16 protein-coding genes are annotated in these 13,924 nt (G+C 46.8%); 5 read left to right on the forward strand and 11 right to left on the reverse strand.

Annotation, left to right across the window (positions count from 1 at the left end; all coding sequences use genetic code 11):
* Positions 1 to 142: 142 nt before the first annotated feature.
* From Q0200_RS01330 to gltX, 6 genes are all read right to left on the reverse strand, one after another.
* On the reverse strand, positions 143 to 286 hold the full coding sequence (locus Q0200_RS01330; protein ID WP_297936870.1) for a hypothetical protein: 144 nt from the start codon (positions 284 to 286) through the stop codon (positions 143 to 145).
* A 176-nt stretch (positions 287 to 462) separates the two neighbouring features.
* Entirely contained in the window at positions 463 to 729 is a 267-nt protein-coding gene (locus tag Q0200_RS01335; protein ID WP_297936872.1) for a barstar family protein, read from the reverse strand.
* A complete protein-coding gene (locus Q0200_RS01340; RefSeq protein WP_297936874.1) occupies positions 726 to 1,262 on the reverse strand; it encodes a ribonuclease domain-containing protein in 537 nt (178 codons plus the stop codon). The genes Q0200_RS01335 and Q0200_RS01340 overlap by 4 nt, the downstream gene beginning before the upstream one ends.
* A 218-nt stretch (positions 1,263 to 1,480) precedes the next feature.
* Positions 1,481 to 2,107 (reverse strand): uracil phosphoribosyltransferase, encoded by a 627-nt coding sequence (upp, locus tag Q0200_RS01345; RefSeq protein ID WP_297936876.1) that lies wholly within the window; start codon positions 2,105 to 2,107, stop codon positions 1,481 to 1,483.
* On the reverse strand, positions 2,108 to 3,361 hold the full coding sequence (locus Q0200_RS01350; RefSeq protein WP_297936878.1) for a malic enzyme-like NAD(P)-binding protein: 1,254 nt from the start codon (positions 3,359 to 3,361) through the stop codon (positions 2,108 to 2,110). It lies immediately after the preceding gene.
* Positions 3,358 to 4,749 (reverse strand): glutamate--tRNA ligase, encoded by a 1,392-nt coding sequence (gltX, locus tag Q0200_RS01355; RefSeq protein ID WP_297936880.1) that lies wholly within the window; start codon positions 4,747 to 4,749, stop codon positions 3,358 to 3,360. The genes Q0200_RS01350 and gltX overlap by 4 nt, the downstream gene beginning before the upstream one ends.
* 87 nt (positions 4,750 to 4,836) lie before the next feature.
* Between gltX and Q0200_RS01360 the strand changes: the two genes are divergently transcribed.
* From Q0200_RS01360 to Q0200_RS01375, 4 genes are all read left to right on the forward strand, one after another.
* A complete protein-coding gene (locus Q0200_RS01360; RefSeq protein ID WP_297936882.1) occupies positions 4,837 to 5,673 on the forward strand; it encodes a peptidylprolyl isomerase in 837 nt (278 codons plus the stop codon).
* Between the two features lie 160 nt (positions 5,674 to 5,833).
* Entirely contained in the window at positions 5,834 to 6,802 is a 969-nt protein-coding gene (locus Q0200_RS01365) for a DUF3137 domain-containing protein (protein WP_297936884.1), read from the forward strand.
* Between the two features lie 284 nt (positions 6,803 to 7,086).
* Entirely contained in the window at positions 7,087 to 7,635 is a 549-nt protein-coding gene (locus tag Q0200_RS01370) for an NAD(P)H-dependent oxidoreductase (RefSeq protein WP_297936886.1), read from the forward strand.
* A gap of 398 nt (positions 7,636 to 8,033) precedes the next feature.
* Positions 8,034 to 8,732, forward strand: a complete 699-nt coding sequence (locus tag Q0200_RS01375) for an MqnA/MqnD/SBP family protein (protein WP_297936888.1) — start codon at positions 8,034 to 8,036, stop codon at positions 8,730 to 8,732.
* A 377-nt stretch (positions 8,733 to 9,109) separates the two neighbouring features.
* Here Q0200_RS01375 and Q0200_RS01380 read toward each other — a convergent pair whose 3' ends face one another.
* The 5 genes from Q0200_RS01380 to Q0200_RS01400 form a co-directional block, all read right to left on the reverse strand.
* On the reverse strand, positions 9,110 to 9,367 hold the full coding sequence (locus tag Q0200_RS01380) for a hypothetical protein (RefSeq protein ID WP_297936890.1): 258 nt from the start codon (positions 9,365 to 9,367) through the stop codon (positions 9,110 to 9,112).
* A gap of 194 nt (positions 9,368 to 9,561) precedes the next feature.
* Positions 9,562 to 10,140, reverse strand: a complete 579-nt coding sequence (locus Q0200_RS01385; RefSeq protein WP_297936892.1) for an ankyrin repeat domain-containing protein — start codon at positions 10,138 to 10,140, stop codon at positions 9,562 to 9,564.
* Complete coding sequence (locus Q0200_RS01390; RefSeq protein WP_297936894.1) at positions 10,131 to 10,286, reverse strand: hypothetical protein; 156 nt, start codon at positions 10,284 to 10,286, stop codon at positions 10,131 to 10,133. Before Q0200_RS01390 ends, Q0200_RS01385 begins: the two co-directional genes overlap by 10 nt.
* Positions 10,287 to 10,643: 357 nt before the next feature.
* On the reverse strand, positions 10,644 to 11,363 hold the full coding sequence (locus tag Q0200_RS01395; RefSeq protein WP_297936896.1) for a formate dehydrogenase-specific chaperone: 720 nt from the start codon (positions 11,361 to 11,363) through the stop codon (positions 10,644 to 10,646).
* Positions 11,356 to 13,026: a 4Fe-4S binding protein gene (locus Q0200_RS01400; RefSeq protein WP_297936898.1), complete on the reverse strand. Its 1,671-nt coding sequence runs from the start codon at positions 13,024 to 13,026 to the stop codon at positions 11,356 to 11,358. The genes Q0200_RS01395 and Q0200_RS01400 overlap by 8 nt, the downstream gene beginning before the upstream one ends.
* 161 nt (positions 13,027 to 13,187) lie before the next feature.
* Here Q0200_RS01400 and selA point away from each other — a divergent pair.
* A partial coding sequence (gene selA / locus Q0200_RS01405) for an L-seryl-tRNA(Sec) selenium transferase (protein ID WP_297936900.1) occupies positions 13,188 to 13,924 on the forward strand: 737 nt, incomplete at its 3' end.

Here is a 13,924-nt window from a genome sequence, read left to right on the forward strand (position 1 = left end):
AGCTGAAATACAGATTTCTTAACTGTTAAACCGTGTAGCGTCACGCGCTTGCCTAAAGAGCTTTCTGTATGCAGCGCACACAAGGTGCGACGAAGCGCGGCGCTAGATGATTTTATCAGCATTAGGCGACGGTTTTCCCTCTTTAGCTATTTTTATCGCACCGCGTAACGGTTTGGTATTGGCTGCGGGTCGGCTCAGTAGAGCATCCAAGCATAAGATCCACGTAGCCCTCTTCTCGGTAAAATATCTCCTCATCAAACGAATAAGGCAATGTGTGCGGTGGCATCAGATATGGCTTTTAAGGTCGCGTTAGTTATCAAAATTTAGCTCTAATTTTTGGATTTGAAGCCGAATTTTGGACGATAAAATTCGGCTTAATTTATGGTGATTTTACTTAAGGAACAAAAACGAGTTTATAATCAAATTTTATCCACAGCTACGGTATCACGAGCGGCAACCAAATCAAGATAAAATCTCAAATTTCACGCGCTCGTTTTCCTCCGCTAGATCGGTAAAAACTGCTATCAGATCGTCTGCATAGTCGCCAAGCGTGCTAAGAGCGGCGCGATTTTTTAGATTTATCTGCGTTGGTTCGTTTATCTCACCCAGAGCGTCGTAAAGCGCGTCGAGATTTTTTACATCGGGATCAAGGCCAAATTTTCGTGCTAGATACTCAAAGGCCGCCGTTTTCTCGCGCATTTTTGTGCCGTTTAGAGTTATGGTTTTCACTGCTGTCTCCGCTCATAAAGTAGATAAAAGTTCTCATAATGATCAGGCGTGTAGTAGATCAGCCCGTCGCTAGAAAACACTATACGTTCGGCTCCGCGTCGTCCTCCGCGGTATCCGATATCGCACTCAAACCACTTGCGCCCGTCGGCGCTTGGCAGCTTTTTTTCTCTATTTGAAAAGCGGTCGCCTCCGATACTTTTTTTGTCAGTGACTTGCCATAGATTGCCGCTTTTAGCGTCCCATCCGAGCGCGAGAGCTTCTTTTTTGGTGATGAAGTTTTGCGGCAACTCGCCGAATTTATAAATATACGCCGCAACCTCGTCTTTTGAGGTGTAAGTACCGTCCTTTACGACGTTTGCGGTCGGTACGGCGGCTATATTTTTCTCTACGCCGCCGCTTCCTCTAAACTCGCTTTGCGGCTGATTTTGTTTTGGTGTGGTTGAGCTGTTATCTGGGATAATAAATTTAAACAGCGCCACGAGCAATAAAACAGCCAGCGGCAAGATGACGTTTCTAAGTAGTTGTTTGTTCAAAAAAGACCTTTGGAATAAATTTGAAGCGCTTGCTTCGGGGTTAAATTTGCCGTCAAATTTTACGGGTTAAATTCAAATTTGATAATTTCGCGCTGTAAAGACGAGAGTAAATTTGCGTCAAATTTGACTAGACAAAAGCCGAATCTAACCGCATAAATTGCAGTCAAATTCGGTCAAATTTTGAGACAAGCTAAATTTGCCGTCCGAGTTCGTCAAATTTAAAGCGTATTAAACACCCTATCGCCCGCATCCCCCAGCCCCGGCACGATGTAGTTTTTCTCGTTTAGTCGCTCGTCGATCGCAGCCGTATAGACCTCTACGTCCGGATAAACTTCGCTAAAGCGCTTTAGTCCTTCTGGAGCGGCGATGATGGAGATAAATTTGATCTGCTTGATGCCGTTTTCTCGTAGAAATTTAACCGCGTCGATAGCCGTACCGCCGGTAGCAAACATCGGATCGATGATGATGGCTAGGCGGTTTTTAGCGTCGCGAGGTAGCTTAGCGTAGAAAAACTCCGCCTCCGCGGTCTTTTCGTTTCGCTGAAAGCCCAAAAAGCCCACGCTCGCATCGGGAATGATCGTAAATACGCTATCAAGCATACCTAGCGCCGCTCGCAAAATAGGGCAAATCATCACCTTCGTCCCTAGCTTTTTAGCCTGGGCCTGGGCGACCGGAGTCTGCACGCTCACGTCGCGCAGCGCCAGATCCCTAGTCGCCTCAAATATCATCAGGTGGCTGATCTCGTCCACGAGCATCCTAAACTGAAACGGCTCAGTGTTTTTATCCCTTAAAATCGCTAGTTTGTGCTCGATGAGCGGGTGAGAGATGAGCCTGACGTTTTTCATTTACAGACCCTTTGCTAGCTTTTCTGCGTAGGCTTTTAGATCAAAATTCTTCACTCTAGCTACGCCGTCGTCGACCGCAGCCTGCGCTACCGCAGGAGCGACTGCCGTTAGGACGCGTTTGTCAAACGGTTTTGGTATGATGTAGTCTTTGCCGAATTTTAGCTCTTTTACGCCAAATGCCTCGCAAACCTCCGCAGGCACGGGCTCTTTAGCCAAATTTGCAAGCGCGCGCGCCGCAGCCATTTTCATATTTTCGGTGATTTTTTTGGCTCTGACGTCAAGCGCTCCGCGGAATATAAACGGAAAGCCAAGTACGTTATTTACCTGGTTTGGATAGTCGCTGCGGCCGGTTCCCATCATCACGTCGTTTCGCACGCTAGCGACGTCTTCAGGGAAGATTTCCGGAGTCGGGTTAGCAAGCGCGAAAATAATCGGCTCGTCGTTCATAGAGGCGACCATTTCTTTGGTTACTACGCCAGGCTTGCTAAGGCCTAGGAACATATCCGCGCCCTTCATCGCGTCAGCTAGCGTTCTATCTACGGTTTCAAGGGCGAATTCTAGCTTTTCCGGAGTTAGATCGGTGCGGCCTTTATGGATCACGCCTTTGCTATCTACCATCACGATGTGTTTTGCGCCCAGAGCTTTATACATCTTCGCGCATGCGATACCAGCCGCGCCCGCGCCGCTAACTACGATTTTGATTTTAGAGATATCTTTGCCTGAAATCTCCATCGCGTTTATTATGCCCGCACTTGTTATCATCGCCGTGCCGTGCTGATCGTCATGCATGACCGGGATATCGACTGCTTCTTGTAGCTTGCGCTCGATCTCAAAGCACTTTGGAGCGCGGATATCTTCTAAATTTATACCGCCGAAAGTCGGAGAGAGTGCTTTGCAGATTTCTACGATCTTATCTGGATCGTGCTCGTCTAGCTCGATGTCAAAGGCGTCTACGTTTGCAAATTTTTTAAACAAAACCGCCTTGCCTTCCATTACCGGCTTGCCCGCTACCGCGCCGATGTCGCCTAGACCGAGCACAGCCGTACCGTCGGTGATGACGGCTACTAAATTTGCTTTGTTTGTGTATTTGTAGGCTAGTTCGTTGTCGGCCTCGATCTCTTTACAAGGCACCGCAACGCCCGGCGTGTACGCCATAGATAGGTCTCTAGCCGTCGCGCATGGGGTTTTTACTTTTATCTCTATCTTGCCGCCCTCGTGATACGCGAGCGCCTCTTCGTTAGTTACGTGTGTCATTTATTCTCCTTTAAAATATTTTTTATTCGTTTTTTCGTCTCGTCCGCGCCCAAAACTTCGAGCACCTCAAATATCCCAGGGCTTACGCTATTTCCCGTTAGCGCGACGCGAAGCGCCTGAGCTAAGTCTTTTAGCTTTAAGCCGTTTGCTTCTAAAAATTTACCCGTCATCTCCTCGTAGCCTTTGGCGTCCAAATTTCCATCCAAAATTTCGGCAAATTTAGCCAAATTTTCCTTACTTTGGGGCGTGATAAATTTAGCGTAGGCTTTCTCGTCGTATGCGCTTGGAGCGTTTATTATCGTTCTTGCGCTCTGGCTCATTTCAACTAGCGTTTTTGAGCGTTCTCGCAGCGAATTTAACAGCACCTCACCTTTTGGCATCGCTTTAAAATCTATGTCAAAGCTAAGCATCTCTTTTGCTAGTCTCTCGTACGGCAGAGTCTTGATATAGTGGGCATTTAGCCACTCTAGCTTGCTTGCGTTATAGGTGCTTGAGCTTTTGTTTATATCGTGCGGATCAAAGTATTTTAGCATATCATCCATGCCGAAAATTTCGTCGTTTCCATGGCTCCAGCCTAAGCGCACGAGGAAATTTAAAAGAGCCTCAGGCAGATAACCCATGCGTTTATACTCCATCACGTCGGTCGCGCCGTGGCGTTTGCTCAGCTTGCTACCGTCCTCGCCGTTTATCATCGCGACGTGATAAAATTTAGGCGCCTTAAAACCAAGCGCATCGTATAGCACGATTTGCTTCGGGGTATTTGATAGATGATCGTCGCCGCGGATAACGTCGGTTACGCCCATTAGCGCATCATCTATCACGACCGTGAAGTTATAGGTAGGCGTGCCGTCAGAGCGCGCGATGATAAAATCATCTAGGATATCCTCGACTCTAAATTTAACCTCGCCTTTGATGCCGTCGTCGATCACGATCTCGCCGCTTAGAGGCGCTTTGATACGGATAACGGGCTCGACTCCCGCAGGCGGAGTGCCTGTAAATTCGCGGTAGCGATTGTCGTATTTGGGCCTCTCTTTTCTCGCTTCTTGCTCGGCGCGCAGAGCATCTAGCTCGTCCTTGCTCATGTAGCATTTGTAGGCTTTGCCCTCGGCTAACAGCTTTTGTACATACTCTTTATACACGTCAAATCTACGCGACTGATACGTCACCTCGCCGTCGTGATCCAGTCCGCACCAGGCAAAGGCCTCTTTTATCGCTTGCGTGGCCTCTTCGGAGTTGCGTTTTAGGTCGGTATCTTCGATGCGCAGCAGAAATTTGCCACCGTTTGCTCTAGCGTATAAGTAGTTATAAAGCGCCGTCCTAAGCCCGCCGATGTGCAAATATCCGGTCGGAGAGGGGGCAAATCTAGTTACTATTTGTGAATTTTGCATTAAATTTTACCTTTATAGCTTGCGCTTAAATTTAAAATGTTATAATGCTCAAATTATATTTACTTTAGACTTAAACAAAGGTTTTATATGTTAAAAAAGATCTCATTCGCCGCGTTTTTTCTCAGTTTTTGTATGGCTAACGCGAGCCAGATCTCAAACGGCATAGCCGTCATCATCGAAAACGAACCCATTACCGTAAACGAAGTGCGCAAAGCCGCCGCGCAGCTACAAACAAGCGAAGCAAACGCGCTAAATTTACTGATCCGCGATAGACTCGAAACCGCACAGATCAAAAACCTAAAAATCGAAGCTAGCGACTACGAGCTAAATCAAAGGCTGCAAAAGATAGCAAGCGAGAGCGGTATGAGCGCCTCAGATCTGCGCTCGGCCGTGCTATCAAAGGGCGGCGACTACGCGCAGTTTAAAGACGACGTCGCAAAAAGCATAAAACAAGAAAAGCTATATCAAAGCATATTTGCCGAGGCTAAAATTAACATCTCTGAAAATGCCGCGAGAGCGTATTTCGAGCAAAATCGCGACCTTTTCGCGCACTTTACCGACGTGAGCGTGACTAGATACGTGGCGCCTACGATGCAGCTTTTAGAAGCAGCTAGACACAGCTCCCCGATGAATACCAACCACAGCGTGCACATGGATGTCCTGGATCTAAAAAGCGAGCAGATCCCGCCTCAACTACGAACGATATTTCAGCAGACCCCGGATGGCACTTTCACGCAGATTTTTCAGACTCCAGAAGGCTTTGAGATGTTTTACGTAGCGTCTAAAAAGGGACAAACGATGCCTGAATTTGACGAGGTCAGAGACGAGGCGATGAACGCGCTTTATAAACTCGAGCAAGACCGCGTCATCGGCGAATATTTCAACAAACTCCGCGCCAAAGCCAACGTCAAATATCTACGATAAACTCAAATTTTAAGCCGATTTTTTCGGCTTAACTTCTTTTATTTTCGGTCGAATTTGACCGATTTTTCTTTAAATTTAGCCGCTTTCCCAAACCCGCACCTTCGCGGCATAAATTTCGCTAAAATTCGCTCCTGACGTAAAACTCTAAAAGAGGCAAAATTTGAACATAAACGAAGCCATAGAGGCAACTAGAAAAAAGCAAAAAGAGTGCAGACGAGCGTTTGCAAAGTATCTGTTTTTAGGGATCTTTTTTATAGCCATATTGCCGCTTAGCGGGATTTTCGTAGCGGAAAAAATTTTTAGAAGTGAATTAGCCGTAATATTTATCATCATCGGTTATATTCCAATTTTTATCGTCTCATGGGTGACAACTTGGTCTAATGTAATTGAACCATTAAGCGTTTACGAGGAATTTTACAAAGACGTTTTCGTCCGCACAGCTATCCGCGAGGTAGATCCAAATTTTAGCTACGATCCGTTTGCCGGCATCAGCCGTAAAGAATTTCGCAGGATCGGCATTTATTCACCCGATGAGTTTCGCGCCGAAGATCAAATCAGCGGCATTTATAATGGCGTCAAATTTAGCTTAAGCGAAGCAATAAGGATACCGGGCGGAACTATCGTCGCCGGCACCGGCTGCTCTCCGGAAATAGCCGCAGTCATTTTTGTTGCTACGGCTTTCTATACAATCTATAGCAATGCCCAAGCCTTTAGCGGCTCGGTCTTGGTCTGCGAGTTTTACAAGAAATTTAATGGTCAAACTATAGTCGTGAGCCGCACGTTAAATACTAAACTTTTAGGCGAAAAAGAGCAGATGGACGATACTCTTTTTAACGATGAATTTAGGGTTTTTGCAGATGACAAAGTCGAGGTGAGGTATCTTTTGACGCCCGCATTCATGAAGCGTTTGAGAGAGTTAAAGATGAAATATGCCGCAGAGATGGGCGTGAGCGCGGCGTTTATGGACGATAAATTTTACCTATTTTTAAACGGAGCGAAAAATAAATTTGAGACGACGCTCTTTTCGCTACCGCCTAGTCTCGAGGATGCCGCGGGGATCAAAAAGGAAATTTCAGAACTTTTATCTATCATAGACGAGTTAAATTTGAACCTTGATATTTTTAAGTGAGGGCAAATTTGACGGCTGGGATTTTTACAACTAAATTAGCATTTTTGCGGTGCGGGTTTTGCAGATAAATTTGGGTGGGAATTTACTGCCGTACCCTCTAGCGTCTTACTAGTTAAAATTTAGCCGCCCGCCTTAACCCATTTTTAGGCTTTTGATGATATAATTTCTCAAAAATAAGACTTTTGCGGTTTGAGGCGAGGTTTAAAAATCAGCAAATTTAATCAGCTTAAATTTAACGCCCCCAAAGCGCAAACGCTCTAAAATTTATCAAAAAAGGAGCCAAAATGAAAACGTTGGTAGTTTTATCCCATCCAAATTTCGCCGCCTCTCGCCTAAACAAGGCGCTGGCAAACGCCGCCAAAAGCGCGGGCGCCGAGGTTCGCCACCTAGAAGGACTTTACGGCACCGACGCTCTTAAAATCGACGTCGCAGCAGAGCAGGAGGCATTTTTACGTGCCGATCGCATCGTGTTTTTGTTCCCGATGATGGGCTTTAACGTGCCCTCCATGCTAAAGGCCTACATCGACTACGTGCTCAGCCGCGGCTTTGCCTACGGCGAGGGCGCGAAGATCGCGGGCAAACAGCTACAAATCGCCGTGAGCGCGGGCGGCGGGCTAGGCGAATACTCCAAGCACGGCGCGATCAAATTTACCCTAAACGAGATTTTGCTGCCGCTTCAGTGCTGCGCGGACTTTTGCGAGCTCGTTTACGGGCGCATCTTTGCTAGCTGCGGCGTGGAGCCGGGTGTTCCTGATAGCGCGATAGAGGCGCATGCAGCGAGATTTACGAAGCTCTTGAACGACGAGCTTGAAGAGCACGAATATCAAATTTAACGATGCAAAATAGCTCGGCCTTGAGCCCAAATTTGCACCGCTAGCGGCGATTTCCCGTGCGGAGTCGCCGCTTTTCAAATTTAGCATTAAAAGATAGCTTCGGAACTCAAGCTAGATGGCAAGCTCGGCGCGTTTTGGCAGTTTTTCATTGCCGCATTTTGGGGGGATTTCTAGGCGGCCGGACCGCACCTTTTTGTTGCTTTGCTTTGGAGCGGGCGCATTTTGCAGCATACTTGCGAGGCTTGGTCAAATTTGCGCTATCGTAGCAAGGCTTGTAGCCCGTATTTTTGACGCGGGCTATGATTTGGATTTTACGAAAATTTATTTTTACAGTTGGATTCGGCTTTAAATTTAGCTCGTTTTAAAACCGCGCAAATCCTTATAAATTCGGAGTTTTTATGATTTTTGGCAAGATTGATTATCTAAATTTGCTTCCTTTTCACGTATTTTTAAAGCGCTCGCGCCTAAGCTCGCAGGATAAAAAAATCATCGAATTTAAAAAAGGCGTGCCAAGCAAACTAAACCGCGATCTGTGCTGCCGCAGGATCGATGCCGCCGTGATCTCGAGCATCGAAAGCCGCAAAAAACGCTACAAAAAGGTTAGCCTGGGTATCGTAGCTAGAGGCGACGTCAAAAGCGTGCTTGTGCGAAAGGGCACCGCCGCGCGTCCCGACCCCGCGTCTGCGAGCTCAAACGCGCTAGCTGGAGTGCTGGGGCTTGAGGGCGAGGTGCTCATCGGCGACCGCGCGCTAAAGGCGTATCTGCGGGAGGGCGAGGAGGTGTTTTACGACCTTGGGCGGGCGTGGCGCGATCGGACGGGCTTGCCGTTTGTTTTCGGGCGATTTTCCTGCGTGAAGGGGCGCGGCGCGTATGAGCGGCTGACGCGCGAGTTTTTGCGAGCAAATGTCAAAATCCCAAACTACATCCTCGCCAAATACGCCCAAACTAGGGGCATCAGCGCGGATGATATCAAATGGTATCTCAAATTTATCAGTTACGAAATCGGCGCGAAAGAGCAAAAGGCGCTGCGGATATTTTTCAAAGAAGTGCAAAAAAACGGACGCACGGCGAAGCTTTTGGCGCGAGGCGAGCGGTAAGCTTAAATTTACTCTAACGCGCCGCTTTTTAAATTTGCCTTTTTATCTCGGGCAGTTTTCGCGGTCGCTTCAAACGCCGTAGTTTAGAGCTGAATCCGCCACGCAACGCTAAATTTTAAACTCTCTAAACGACGCATTTTTTAGAAGCTAACAAGATTTAGTCAAATTTGAAATTTGGCAGGCAAATTTACGTCCGTTCTCGTCAAATTTACCCGCTTAAATTTACGCCGCTGCGAGCTCAAATTTCATTCAGCCAAATTTATATTTTAGGCTTCGTCTTTGCGCCGAGATTATTTACTTCAAATTTGAGCCTGAACTAGATTTACTTCGGTTGTTATCTACGTAAATCACCTTGGTCGAGTCGCTTTTGTATGTACTTAAAAACCTATATATTTTTTTATCTTTTTTTCATCATTTGCCCATTTTATAAAAGCTTTAGCGTCTTTAAACGTTGCATTTTTGTCGGGGCAGTAATTTATCGTCTTATCAAATGTTTCTATCATTTTTGGATCTATCGGCTTTGGTTTGTATTTTAAAAGACCGTCTTCATATAGTAGCGAATAAGGAGCATATTTGTATTTATTATTGGTTCTTTTTATCTTTTCCTCAGCCTCTTCGTCTCTGCCTTTATTCATCTCATAGATGTATTTCTCTTTTTTTTCGTAAAAGATTTTAATTTATCATAGCACACCTCATACGCCTCCTTTAGCTGCTCCTTAGTCGGAGCGTTCGGTAGGTCGTATTTTATAAATACCTCAAGCATGGGCTCGTAGTTTTCGTAGTCGTCTAAGAGCGCCCAGCCGCTTTTCTCTAGCGCGGCGTTTTTCTCCTATTCTTTTATACCTTCTAACCAACTTCCCATTTCAAACTCTTTGGGTTTATACCTCGTGCTTAGCATTAGTTCTGCCATTTGGGGTAGATTTCTATCTACTAAGTATTTAAACGGATCTGATTTATACCTAGTGCTCGACTCTACGCATTGCGGATTATTTAGATCCGTCTCTGGACGCCCCTGATCATATTTGTAGCGTATTGTTATGTTATTCTCGCCGTTTATGATTATGGATTCAAATCTGGAAGAATCATAGTATCTGTTTGTATGGGTATGCGGCGATACATACTCCACCTCTTCAAATTTAACCCCTTTTTCTAGTAGTATTTTGGCGGTATCAACGGAGTTTAACATAATAGCATAAGCCATAGGAGATAGGCCGAATCTATCTTTAGCCCTTATGTCAGCTCCTAAATTTAGTAAAGCGTTAAAGGTATTTACGTCATTTCTAAAAGAGCTGTACATTAGTGGAGTTCTTTTATCCCTCATGCTAACGTCTACGCTTAGGTTGTTATCTTTTATAAATTTAACTACGAAATCGGTATCTTTTCTATCAAGAGCTGCCCTTAAAGGCACGAGAGTAGCGTTTTTCTCCTCGTCGCAAATGATATATCTCTAACTCCAAATCCAAACGCCTCTATCTCCTCTTGCGTTACGTATTTAGCTAGCTCGGAGTTTGGATCTATTTTAGTATCGGGAGTGACGGTGAAACCAGTCGGCATAGAGCTTGATCCAAATTTATCAAATTTTAACCCCTAAAAAAAAAGATAAAAGAGGACGGCGGCAAAGGCTGCGAGGGTGAATAGAATTTTAAAAAAGCTTTGCAAATTCAATCCTTTTGCCAATGACTAAATTTACGAAATAGTAGCCAAATGGCGGTTAAATTTGAGTGAAATTTGAAAAACGAGAGTAAATTTGTGGCGGGTTAAAGAGACTAAAAAATCGCACCGAAAACGGACGGGTTTATCTGGCTAAATTTAAAGCGCAAATTTGACGATAAGGCGGCCGCTCGGGCGACTCGGGCAAGTTAAATTTGCCTGCCGGCACGAGCCTAGCAAGCAAATTTAAGCGCGCAAGCCTCAGTCGTCGAACTCTTGCGAGATGACGGGCGAGAACTCCTCCCAGCGAAGTTTGGTTTTGGCCGTAGGCATCTTGCTTTGAAACGGCTCTTTTTTCATCGAGGCTACCGCCGCGCTGTCGCCGATCGGCGCAGGAGGAGCCTCTACGCCTAGCACCGCACGCTCAAGCTCGATAAAATCGCTCAAGATAACCGCGTAAGAGGCGAAAAAGTCGGCGTTTTTGTGAGCGGATAAAAATTTGATAAATTCGTCGATAAATTTGTTTGTAACGTCCGTAAATAGCTTGCTGCTGATATTTGCCGCGCCCGCTACCTCGTCGCGCAAAAAGGTCGCCGTGGCTAAAAATATAAATCCGACGTAGTCCTCGCTGTCCTTGCAGGCGTCTTTGTCTCTGCGGTACGGGCTTAGCTTCAGACACTCGATCACGCGCAGCCTAGCCGCGCCGTCGTCGCGCCCGTCCTCGTAAAAGGAGGCGTTTAGCGGGATGTTGGAGTAAGAAAAGTCAAAAAGCACGTCGTTTTGCTCTCTGGCGAATTTCTCGAAGTCAAATTTGGCTAAATTTGCAAACGCGGCTTCGCTTTGAGGCGTAACGGGACTGGTCGCTAGGTAGGCTAGCTGCTCGCGCCAGCGGTCAAATTTACCGCCGTGCTCGTGAAAAAACAGCGGATAGGCCAAAAACTCGTAAAAATACGCGCGCGCCTTGGTTAAGTTATTATCCATTTAAAACCTCTTCTCTCATTTGATCCATTTGCGCTTTTATCATCACTTTGGCTTTGCAGTCCGAGCAGCAGTACAGCGTCTTTAGCTTGGCTTTGTCGCCGTTAAATTTAGGCGCCATGATCGAGGCGATCTTTTCGACGGCCTTTTTGGTCGCAAACTCTTTGCCGCACTCGATACAGGCGAAAAGCTCGTCTCTGGCTAGCTCGCTAAAGGTAAAGAAACTAGGCTCCAGATCGATCTTGCCGGGACGTAAAAATATCGTGTCTTTTTCCGCGCAGCTAAGCTCGCAGTATCCGCACGCGGTGCAGACGCTCGGGTTAAAGACGATGGAGTTTGTCTTTTTATCGGCGACTAGGGCGGCGACGTTACACGCTCCCACGCAGCTTAGGCACAGCGTGCAGGTGTCTTGATTTATCTCGACGCGGCCGTATCTGATGAGCTCCGTGGTGCTAACGGAGCCTAAATTTTGATCGCCCACAAGCCACTCTAGGCGTTTGGCAAATATCTCGCGCTTTGGCAGGGCGTACTCGGCGATGGAGTGCTGCGAGCCTTCGATAAATTTGGCCTGAGATAGGGCACTTTTTAGTTTGTCCTCGTTTTGCGCGACTAGGACGGCTTTTTCGTTAAATTTAAGCTCGTAAATTTGATTTAAAATATCCACCGCGTCTTTGGTGCCTTTGCCGATATTTTTCTCGTAGATCACGACCTGCGCGCCGCTTTCTTGAAGTAGCGTTAGCAGATGCGTCTCACTCAAAAATCTCTCGCCGCTCACGGCAAAAGGCAGCACGTTTGCGGGTAAATTTACGCTTAGGTTTTCTAAATTTGCCTTTGCGGGCACGACGAGCGCGATCTTGCCGCGGTAGAGTTTGGCTATCTCGGCAAATGAATTTCTCGGCATATCGGAGTAGTCAAGCGCGCCGCTAGGGCACACGCTCACGCAGCCGCCGCAGTTTACGCAGTCGATGTGGGAGAAAACTAGGTGCTTGGTCTCGTCCTCTTTTAGGATCGCTACCGTAGGGCAGGCCTCGACGCATCTGCCGCAGATCTCGTGTCTGCGCTCGTGGTACTGGCAGATCGTGGAGTCGTAGTGGACGTGGCTTTTAAATTTAAATTTCGGGCTTTGCGCGTCTAGTTGCGCGGCGATTTCCTCGTCGCTTTTGCCTGCGATCTCGTAGCAGCCGCTTTGCTTTAGCATGTATTCGCGCGCGTTTTCCACGAGGAAAAAGTCGCAGTCCACCTCAAACTCGCCGTCTGGGCGCAGCACTAGCACGCTTAGTTCGCCTACTGCTCCGTAGATAAATTTGATCTCAAAATGCGTCAGCTCGATGGTTTTAAAGCCTTTTTCCTTTAGCAAATTCGCCAAATTTTCGCGGCCGCCGTTGCTGACGATCACGACGTTTTTGCCGACTGGTTTTTCGTAGTCGATGTCGCGCGCTAGGTCAAAGGCGCTGGCTCTTGCCTCATAAAGCAAAAGCGTGTTTTTGGCTTTATCCAGCACCGAGTCTGCGGTGTTTTTTAGATAAAAATTTATCTCCGGCGCTACGACGCTTGCCTTTAGTTTGGGCGAATTTGAGACGAGATACTCGCCTTCGCCGTTTATCTCGATCTGCTCGTTTAGCATCAAATTTTCGTCAAAATCGTTGTAAAAACCAAATTCTTTCATGATTTTCTCCCCGCGCTACGCGTTATCAAAATTGAGCGCATTTTAATACTAAAGGCATTAATAGGCTCTGAAATTTTACATTTATTTTTTTTAATAAGATTAGATTTATCCAAATTTATGCTAAAATCGCGCTCGGTAACACAAATTTACTAGGAGCGAATTTGAACGAACTACGAAAACTCCCGCAGATAGATAAATTTATAAAAAACGAGCGATTTTTCGGGCTTGATACGAGCTTGCTGACTAAGGTCGCCAGGGCCGAGCTAGAGAGCCTGCGCGCGCAAATTTTAGGCGGGCAAAACTGCCCGGGGCTTGACGCTATCGTCCAAAACACGCTCGAAAGATACGAAAAGGCGTCAAATTTGAGCCTGCGAAGCCTAATAAACGCAACCGGCGTCATCATTCACACAAACCTCGGTCGTAGCGCGATCGATCCTGAAATTTTACGCCGAGCCCAGCCTGTTATCACGGGGTATTCAAATTTAGAGTACAGCGTCGAAAAGGGAGGCCGCTCAAACCGCTACGACTACGTGGGCGGGCTACTGGCGGAGCTTTTCGGATTTGAGGACGCCGTCGTAGTAAATAACAACGCAAGCGCCGTGTTTTTGGTGCTAAATACCTTCTCAAAAGGCGGCGAAGCTATCATCAGCAGAGGCGAGCTAGTCGAGATCGGCGGGAGCTTTCGCGTACCCGAAGTCATGGCAAACTCGGGCGCGATCCTGCGCGAAGTGGGCACGACGAATAAAACCAACCTGCGCGACTACGAGGACGCGATAAACGAAAACTCGAAGCTGATTTTAAAGGTTCATCGCTCAAATTTTGACATCGTGGGCTTTAGCGAAGAAGTTACAGCAAATGAACTAAGTAAATTGGCATGTGGGCAAAATTTGATAGATTA

It is taken from the genome of uncultured Campylobacter sp., assembly GCF_938045225.1.
In the GTDB taxonomy this organism is placed as follows: domain Bacteria; phylum Campylobacterota; class Campylobacteria; order Campylobacterales; family Campylobacteraceae; genus Campylobacter_A.

What these genes read in the sequence shown, in the direction of transcription:
- Q0200_RS01330 (WP_297936870.1), bottom strand. Translation starts at nt 286, where the DNA reads ATGCCACCGCACACATTGCCTTATTCGTTTGATGAGGAGATATTTTAC.
- upp (WP_297936876.1), bottom strand. Translation starts at nt 2,107, where the DNA reads ATGAAAAACGTCAGGCTCATCTCTCACCCGCTCATCGAGCACAAACTA.
- Q0200_RS01350 (WP_297936878.1), bottom strand. Translation starts at nt 3,361, where the DNA reads ATGACACACGTAACTAACGAAGAGGCGCTCGCGTATCACGAGGGCGGC.
- gltX (WP_297936880.1), bottom strand. Translation starts at nt 4,749, where the DNA reads ATGCAAAATTCACAAATAGTAACTAGATTTGCCCCCTCTCCGACCGGA.
- Q0200_RS01360 (WP_297936882.1), top strand. Translation starts at nt 4,837, where the DNA reads ATGTTAAAAAAGATCTCATTCGCCGCGTTTTTTCTCAGTTTTTGTATG.
- Q0200_RS01370 (WP_297936886.1), top strand. Translation starts at nt 7,087, where the DNA reads ATGAAAACGTTGGTAGTTTTATCCCATCCAAATTTCGCCGCCTCTCGC.
- Q0200_RS01375 (WP_297936888.1), top strand. Translation starts at nt 8,034, where the DNA reads ATGATTTTTGGCAAGATTGATTATCTAAATTTGCTTCCTTTTCACGTA.
- Q0200_RS01380 (WP_297936890.1), bottom strand. Translation starts at nt 9,367, where the DNA reads ATGAATAAAGGCAGAGACGAAGAGGCTGAGGAAAAGATAAAAAGAACC.
- Q0200_RS01390 (WP_297936894.1), bottom strand. Translation starts at nt 10,286, where the DNA reads ATGCCGACTGGTTTCACCGTCACTCCCGATACTAAAATAGATCCAAAC.
- Q0200_RS01395 (WP_297936896.1), bottom strand. Translation starts at nt 11,363, where the DNA reads ATGGATAATAACTTAACCAAGGCGCGCGCGTATTTTTACGAGTTTTTG.
- Q0200_RS01400 (WP_297936898.1), bottom strand. Translation starts at nt 13,026, where the DNA reads ATGAAAGAATTTGGTTTTTACAACGATTTTGACGAAAATTTGATGCTA.